Consider the following 7253-nt stretch of genomic DNA (forward strand, 5'->3'; position numbering starts at 1 on the left):
GTTCGATCTTGCCCATGCGAGCAGCATCGCACGTCAGACCAGATTTCGGAATTACCCGTCAGTGACAGAACACTAGCGGCCGCGCCCCTTACTCGGCTGCGATCAGCGTAGAGTCCCGCTCAGCCTCGAGCTTGCGAACGAGCGGGATCACATGCTTGCCGAAGAATTCCACTTCCTCCTGGAAGTGCAGGAAGCCCAGCAGGATGAGATCGGCGCCGGCATCTTTCAGCCCGATGATGCGCTCGGCGATCTGCTCGGGCGTTCCGATCAGGTTCGAGCGGAAGCCATCGTTGTACTGGACAAGGTCGGCAAAGGAGGACTTGGCCCAGTTGCCCTCCCCTTCCGGCGAGGCCTTGCCGGCGTTCTTCACCTGATCGGCAAAGCCCTGCACCGCCTCCGGGTTGGCTTTGGCGATGATCTCGTCGAGCACGGCCTTGGCTTCCTCTTCCGTCTCGCGGGCGATCGCAAACGCATTGACGCCGATCTTGACGGAATGATTGTTCGCTTCGGCCTTGGCCTGGATGTCATCGACCTGCTTGCGGATTTCCTCGGGCGTGTTGCCGTTGGTGAAATACCAGTCCGAAACCCGAGCCGCCATATCGCGCGCCGCGCGGGACGATCCGCCCTGGAAGATCTCCGGCTGAGGATCGATCGGCTTGGGCTTCATCGAGTAGTCCCGGAAGCGGTAGAAGTCGCCTGCGAAGGTAAAGCTGTCTTCCGTCCAGATGCCCCGCAGTGAGCGGATGAACTCCTCCGAACGGCGGTAGCGCTCATCATGATCGAGCCAAGGCTCGCCGATCGCCTGGAACTCACCGCGGAACCAGCCGCTGACGACATTGACGGCGATGCGGCCGCTGGTGAGATTGTTGATGGTCGCAATCTGCTTGGCGGCGAGCACCGGCGTCCACGGGCCCGGCAGGAGGGCCGCGATAACCTTCAGCGATGTCGTGGCCGCCAGAAGCGCGTGGCTGAACGCAACCGACTCGTGTTGGTTGTCAGCGCCGTAGCCGGCGGTAAAGCGGATCTGGGTCAGCGCATACTCGAACCCGCTTGCCTCGGCGATCTGTGCGAGCTTGCGGTTATAATTGATATCCCAACTGGTGCGCTGCTCGATGTTGCTGATGACCAAGCCCCCGGAAACATTGGGAACCCAGTAGGCGAACTTGATCGGGTTGGACGGCGTGCTCATGGTGTTTCGTCCCTGTTCAGGTTGGATTACGTGGTCGATGTCGTGAAATGACGTGGTTCAGCGGCTTGCGGCCCGCCCGCCAACAATGTGGAGGTCGGCAACTCTGGATTCGGGCGACCTGTCAGCATGGTGCCGGCCGTGGAGGAGACCGGTGAGCTGTTGCGCTGCGGTGCTCACCCGTACCAGGACGTCGGCGTCATTCAGCTGCCCGTCCACAAAATCGGCATCGCTCGCGTAGACAGCTGTTGGGACGGTGAGAGCCTCGAAGAAGCCGAAGAGCGGCCGCAGGGCGTGTTCCACCACCAGTGCATGGCGCGGGCCTCCTCCCGTGGCGGTGAGCAGGACCGGCTTGCCGATCAACGCCCGGGGATCAACCAGATCGAAGACATGCTTGAACAGCCCGGTATAGGCGCCCTTGTACACCGGTGTGCCAACAATCAGCGCATCAGCCTGCTCGATGGCGTCAATGATGCGAGCCGCCGGGAGAGTCAGGTTTGGGCGCTGCAGCGCGGCGCCAAGGCCGGGACCTGCGTCAACGAGGTCAAAGATTTCAAGGCGTGCCTGTGCCCGGTTCAGAACCTCGGCCGCCACCAGTTCAACGAGAGTGCTCGTCTTGGATGGACGGCGCGGGCTGCCGGACAGGCCGACGATGCGAGGCAGACTCATGGCACAAGTTCTCCTTCCGCCAGCGAGTGCCCGCGGCGTTGATGATTAGGTCGGGAGGTTTGCGTGAACCGAGATCAATCGATCCCGCGCCGGTTCACCGCACCTGCTGACAAGCAGACGAGGCTAAGTTGCCTTTGCAGTTACAATGGCCTTGCGGCTAATGATCTTGAATTCTTCCTTCGAAAACGCTTGTGATGCAGGTGCTCGATCATCGAGAAAGTATGGAATGCTCGACTGCTTCATCTGCTGATCCCGTCGAGGCTCCCGCCGTATGTCACGAAGAATTGACGCAATGCCGCTCGCTGTCAACGGGAACGTTCTTTTTTTAGAACGGGATGGACGACAAAGAATTTCTCTTATCAGGTATCATATGAGAACAAATGCCATGATTGGCCCTAAAAGGGGCACGGAGCTCTTCATTCAAGTCTCTTAAGGACCGCTTGTTCTTTTTATAGAACGATTGCCGCTTGCCGTCGGACGGGTTTCGTTCTCTTGTTCCGGGAATTCTGGTCAAGCCCTTTGAGCAGAATCCCCGGAATAAGAGAACAGTGCCTTCGGGCACAGGCTCATCGCCAAGGAGTTTCCCAAGGCTATGAGGAAGAGCGGCGTGAACCCGGTTCGGAACCCCGGCGGGAACAACATTATTGCCAGCGACAGCCTCTCCTCCAATCCAATTTAACTTATGCCGGAGCTGTACGATAATATCCGCATTGCCGAGAGGATACTGGACTTGCTGCGGCTGCCCTGACCTTAGGAAGTGTAACCCACGTCAGGATGCCTTTGCAGAGGGAGTGGACCTGGATGGATCTTTTCGTAACGCCAGATGGAAGTCCGCGCGGCTGGAACGGCGCCACTGTTGCGGCTATGCGCCTGCAGGAGGCCATCGACAAGGCCGTCGCAGGAGATGTCATCCATCTTCTGCCCGGGGTCTATGACGAGCCTGTGGTGATCCAGCGCAAGCATGCCAGCCGCGAGCGCCCGATCGTGATCCGAAGCAACGGCTGCGCCACCTTCGACGGCCGGCGCAATGTCCTGCGCCCCCCAGGCATGCCCAGCTTTGAGGACTATGCCTTCTTCAAGATCAGGAACTGCGTCGGGATCGTGATCGAGAACACCACGATCCAGAACGTCTGGCCCACGGCCATCTATATCGAGGACTCCCAGCACGTGACAGTCCGGAAGCTCAACCTCAACGGAGCCACCTACGGTGTCTTCGCTCGGGGTGTCGGGACCCGGTACCTCGTCCTGGAGCACTGCTCGTGGATTCAGGACACGCGGATCTGGCAGGACGTGTTCTGGAAGGACATTCACGCGAATCCGCTTCCTCGACGCGAGCTCGACGGCGACTTCTTCCGCTCGGACGACATCACGGGCGATGTTATCGTTCGCTACAACTTCATCGCCCATGCGTTCAATGGCATCCACCTGTTCGCTACGAGGAACGGGGCGGAGAATGGTTACGTCAATCGAAACGTCTGGATCTACCGCAACACGTTTGCCTTCATCCGAGACAGCGCTGTCGAGGCGGAGCTGACTGCCACCAACTGGTGGATCTTCGAGAACAAGATCTACAACTGCCACACCTGGATCGCCTTTGAGGAGTGCCAAGGTGGCTATTGGTACGTGTTCGCCAACCGGGGCTGGTTCGATCGTAAGCCGGGACCTCCCGGGGAGTGCAATAACGGCGGTGCGGTGATCAAGACGAACAAAGTCAAGAAGGGCGAGGATGATAAGGTGCTCCCCTCCCATCCGTTCTATGTCTTCAACAACAGCTGGTATCTCCGCTCCGCCTATCTCAAGAAGGGAAAGCTGCGCCACGTCCGGCACTTCAACAACGCGATTGCCTACGCGAGGCCGGATCACCATCCCCCAGGTGTTGTTGACCTGGGCCGGCGCATGATCGGCGTCGGAGCCCCTAATCCCGCCTGCGAGGGGCCCGCCGATGCGGAGGAGCCGTTTACCACGGATTGGAAAAACCTCGACATTCATTTTGAGAACGACATCTGCAGCCATCCGGATTATCCCGCCGGCCTGCAGGCTGCGGGCTATCCTGTCAGTGGTGCGTACGGCGATCCAGGATTTTCATCGGGCCGCGATGGTGAGTTCACGCTTTCGGCAGACAGCATATGCCGTCGGGCAGGCATGAGCGCGGCGCTCGAACTTCCAGACCAAGGAGAATGGGTCCTGCCGGAGGGGATCGACATTGGCGCGATGCATGGCAAGATTCCTTACTCGCCAATTGCCTTGGGGTGCCCGGAGTGCGCACTGCCTTTGGGCTACATCGACGATCCGAAGGCCTGATTAGGGCGTGTGGACTGACGCCTCTTGATAGATCAATGGCGCAGGCATTTCTCCAAGTCATCCCGTCACTCCCACTACTGTGGATGCACTGGCACTCCCGGTCTTTGAGGCTGCCGAAAGCCGTGTACAGCTTGCAATCGGGGCACCCAATCCGCGCACCTTCCAGATTCCGGCTACGGCCACACAAGCAGGGGTCATCGGATCAGAAGAGATGGTCTCGCCTTCACGTTCGGCCTGCGTCTTGCTGTAGTTGGCGGCACGCGCCGTCCGTCCTGGCGATGAGCCTTGTGCCGACCCCAAAAGTGTACCAGCAGCCTACCAGAACGGGGAGAACAATCCCGGCCGGTGCCCGAGCTTCGCACCTCAGGCGCTCCCGCTTCCTTGGCAGGCCAAGACACGGAGCAGCACGTGATAACGGAAGAGGCCCTGAACCTCGTTCGGTTGGGTACCTGGCTCATGGCACGGTGCCCTCGCAAACTCGCTAACCGGCATTCACCAGGCTTATGGTGACATCGATACCAGCTTCATGCGGGTGCCAGGAGAATCTTCAGCGATGCAGATCCATCCCTTTATTGCATGAAGAAACGTCGACGCTTTTCCTTCGGCCCAGGCTCAAAGTGCGATGGCAGCCATTCGGCTGTCTTCTCTTTCAGATAACCGGCATCGGGGTCATGCTGGCCGCCTGCCTTCAACCTGGCAATCACATACCGAACGTAGTGGTGGTCGAAGATCCGCATGAACTCGCCGAAATAGATATCGGCGACACGGGTGTCTCCTCGGATCACGAGCATGTTTTCATCATTCTTCTCCTGCGAGGGCTCGCTGAAGTTTGCCGTACCCGTCACGACAATCGGGTCATTGCCGAGCGGGTCAACGAGGAGGAACTTGTCGTGGATGTAGCGGTTTCGGTTGAACCCGGTCAGAACCTCCCCGAGAAAGGTCTCCAGATCCCCTTTCTCGAGCTTGGCGCCTGCCGCAATGATTGTATTGCGGTTGCGCCGCACTTCCGTTTCTCGCACCTCGTCCAGGGTCTTGTCGAAGATGAGATAACTGAGGGCATCGGTCTCGCCCTGGACTGCGGTTTGGAACACCGGGTCGAAATTGAAGGCGAAGGTCATACAGGCAATCCTCTGCGCCGAGGCCAGAAGATCGGCAAACCAGGCCAGGGTCGGCGTGGTTGTGTCCGGATCTTCCTCATCGCGCGGGCTGAACAGGGTCAGAACCCGATCGGCCGGCGGCAATTCATGGAGCGCTGGGGTTGCCTCAACGGCTTGGTTGCGTGTCCGAAGCCGACTTGCGGTGACGGATGGGGCGGCGAGTGCTTCCCAATAGTCGAGGTAACGCTGGGCAAGGCCGCGGTCCCAGACCGCATGGCCAACGTTTGAGTGCCCAAAAATCCCACCCGCCGAGATGTTGGTCGACCCGGTCCAAACGGCGACCGGCACATCATGATGGACCAGCACGATGAACTTGTTGTGCCGGATGCCGGCACGGGATTTCTGCGGCGTGCAGAGATGCTCGATGCCGACCGCCGCAATCATCGCCTCGTTCTCGTCCTTGTAGGACTGCGCCTCGTAGCGGATGTCGACGTCGGCACCGGCGGCGGCTGCCGCCTTGAACGACTCGCCAATGGCGGGATACCGGAACTCGTAGAGCATGGCACGTAGCTTGTAGTCGGCGGCATCGCTTCCCGCCGCGCGAGAGATGAAGCCAGTGAGGGCCTCGAAGAGTCCACGCGAAAGCCACTTCATCTGCTCAGACGTTGGGTCGTCCTCATCCGGCTTGGTCTTTCCGAATTTGCGGACGTAGGCTTGAGATCCAGCGACCCCCCGATTGAAGAACACGTCGTGACGGATGCGATGATCATCGGCTTCGGCGCCCTCTTCGCATTCCGTGGTGATCTCGACCGTCGTTGAGGCGGCAGGGTCCAAATCGAGGAGCTTCGGTTTGCCGTACGCGGGAACCACCCGATACTGGTAAGTCACACCTGGCTTCGCTGTGTAGTCTGCCCACTGAAAGGTTTGGATCGGGTGCTCGGATGTCGGCACGGGGGCACCGGGAGGCAGTCCCTCGTCCTTGATCCTGAAGCGCTTGACCCCGCGCAGCCAGTATCGCTCGACGATGCCACCGTCCTTGGCGAATTCACTCCGTTCCACGGCAAAGCCGAGAAACCCCTCCCGTTTGGCCTCTTGGCCCTCGACAAAATCCCATGCAAGGGTGACGACATGGAGCCCGCCAATGGCGCGCACCGTGAGCACAGGTCCTTCAACAATCTGGCGCATAGATGTCCCCTCTTCTTGATAGGAAATCGAGCGTGGCGAATCCCCATGACGGTGCGATCCATCGCTGCGATCTTTCCCTTAGGTGGTGTGAGGAACGCTACTGATCATCACTGGATTGTTCCGACTGCCTTGACCTTCTAATGGTACGAGGGAGATCGTCCCTCGCCTGTACCCATCTCAGAGCCTCGGCACTCGATCGTTGGGCACAGCGGCTGGGCTGCGCCCGGCGTTCGCGGCCGCTTAGAGCCTAGCCGAACAGTGCGAATGTCCTTTACCGTGCCGCCATCGCTTACGATTGGAACGGGATTGTCCGTCCGGGTTGTCGGGCCTGCTCCTTTGTATAGGAAACGCCATGGACTTTGACGCCACGAGCGTCGAGCAATGAGATGATCCCGCCTTTGTTTGACAACTTGACTGGATTCTCCATCACAATCACCCGTGTGGAACCGGCTTCGATCGAGCCTGATAGCGAGAAGCGGTTCTTTTGTTTGTCGGCGATCTGCCATCCGGCAAGGTCCACCGCAACGTCGGCTGTGTTCAGAAGGGTGACCGTCTCGCGCTCTGGGGTCCGCACGTCATTGACGTAGGCTGCGATGATGCGAACCAGCCCATCAGGCACATCGAGCGGCGGGATCCGGTTGGGATCAACAGGGATATGGGGGAGGTCAGGGTGATCGGGATCGGGCGGCACGATGACATCGCCGCTGACGTCATCCGAATGCCAGGCCTGCGTCTGGAACTTACTGATCCGGCTTGGGTGAACTTGAACTATGCGGCATAGCGGAATGACGGATGCCCAAAGTAGCTGCGGATTC

Annotated in this window: 5 protein-coding genes; 1 reads left to right on the forward strand and 4 read right to left on the reverse strand. The window is 59.5% G+C overall.

The features are described 5' to 3' along the window. Positions 1-88: 88 nt before the first annotated feature. Positions 89-1189, reverse strand: coding sequence for a dimethylsulfone monooxygenase SfnG (sfnG, locus tag JKL46_RS33655; RefSeq protein WP_201842745.1), 1101 nt, complete (start codon positions 1187-1189; stop codon positions 89-91). 57 nt (positions 1190-1246) lie between these two features. Continuing rightward, a complete protein-coding gene (gene msuE / locus JKL46_RS33660; protein ID WP_201842747.1) occupies positions 1247-1855 on the reverse strand; it encodes an FMN reductase in 609 nt (202 codons plus the stop codon). Positions 1856-2656: 801 nt separating this feature from the next. On the opposite strand from msuE, the gene JKL46_RS33665 reads away from it, so the two are divergent. Further along, on the forward strand, positions 2657-4156 hold the full coding sequence (locus JKL46_RS33665) for a right-handed parallel beta-helix repeat-containing protein (protein ID WP_201842750.1): 1500 nt from the start codon (positions 2657-2659) through the stop codon (positions 4154-4156). 569 nt (positions 4157-4725) lie between these two features. Here the strand turns inward: JKL46_RS33665 and JKL46_RS33670 are convergent. Both JKL46_RS33670 and JKL46_RS33675 read right to left on the reverse strand, forming a co-directional pair. Next, positions 4726-6438, reverse strand: a complete 1713-nt coding sequence (locus JKL46_RS33670; protein WP_201842752.1) for a phospholipase D-like domain-containing protein — start codon at positions 6436-6438, stop codon at positions 4726-4728. A 289-nt stretch (positions 6439-6727) separates the two neighbouring features. Further along, positions 6728-7253, reverse strand: a 526-nt coding sequence (locus JKL46_RS33675; protein ID WP_201842754.1) for a lamin tail domain-containing protein, incomplete at its 5' end; no start/stop codon positions are given.

The organism is Microvirga zambiensis WSM3693 (genome assembly GCF_016735695.1).
GTDB lineage: Bacteria > Pseudomonadota > Alphaproteobacteria > Rhizobiales > Beijerinckiaceae > Microvirga > Microvirga zambiensis.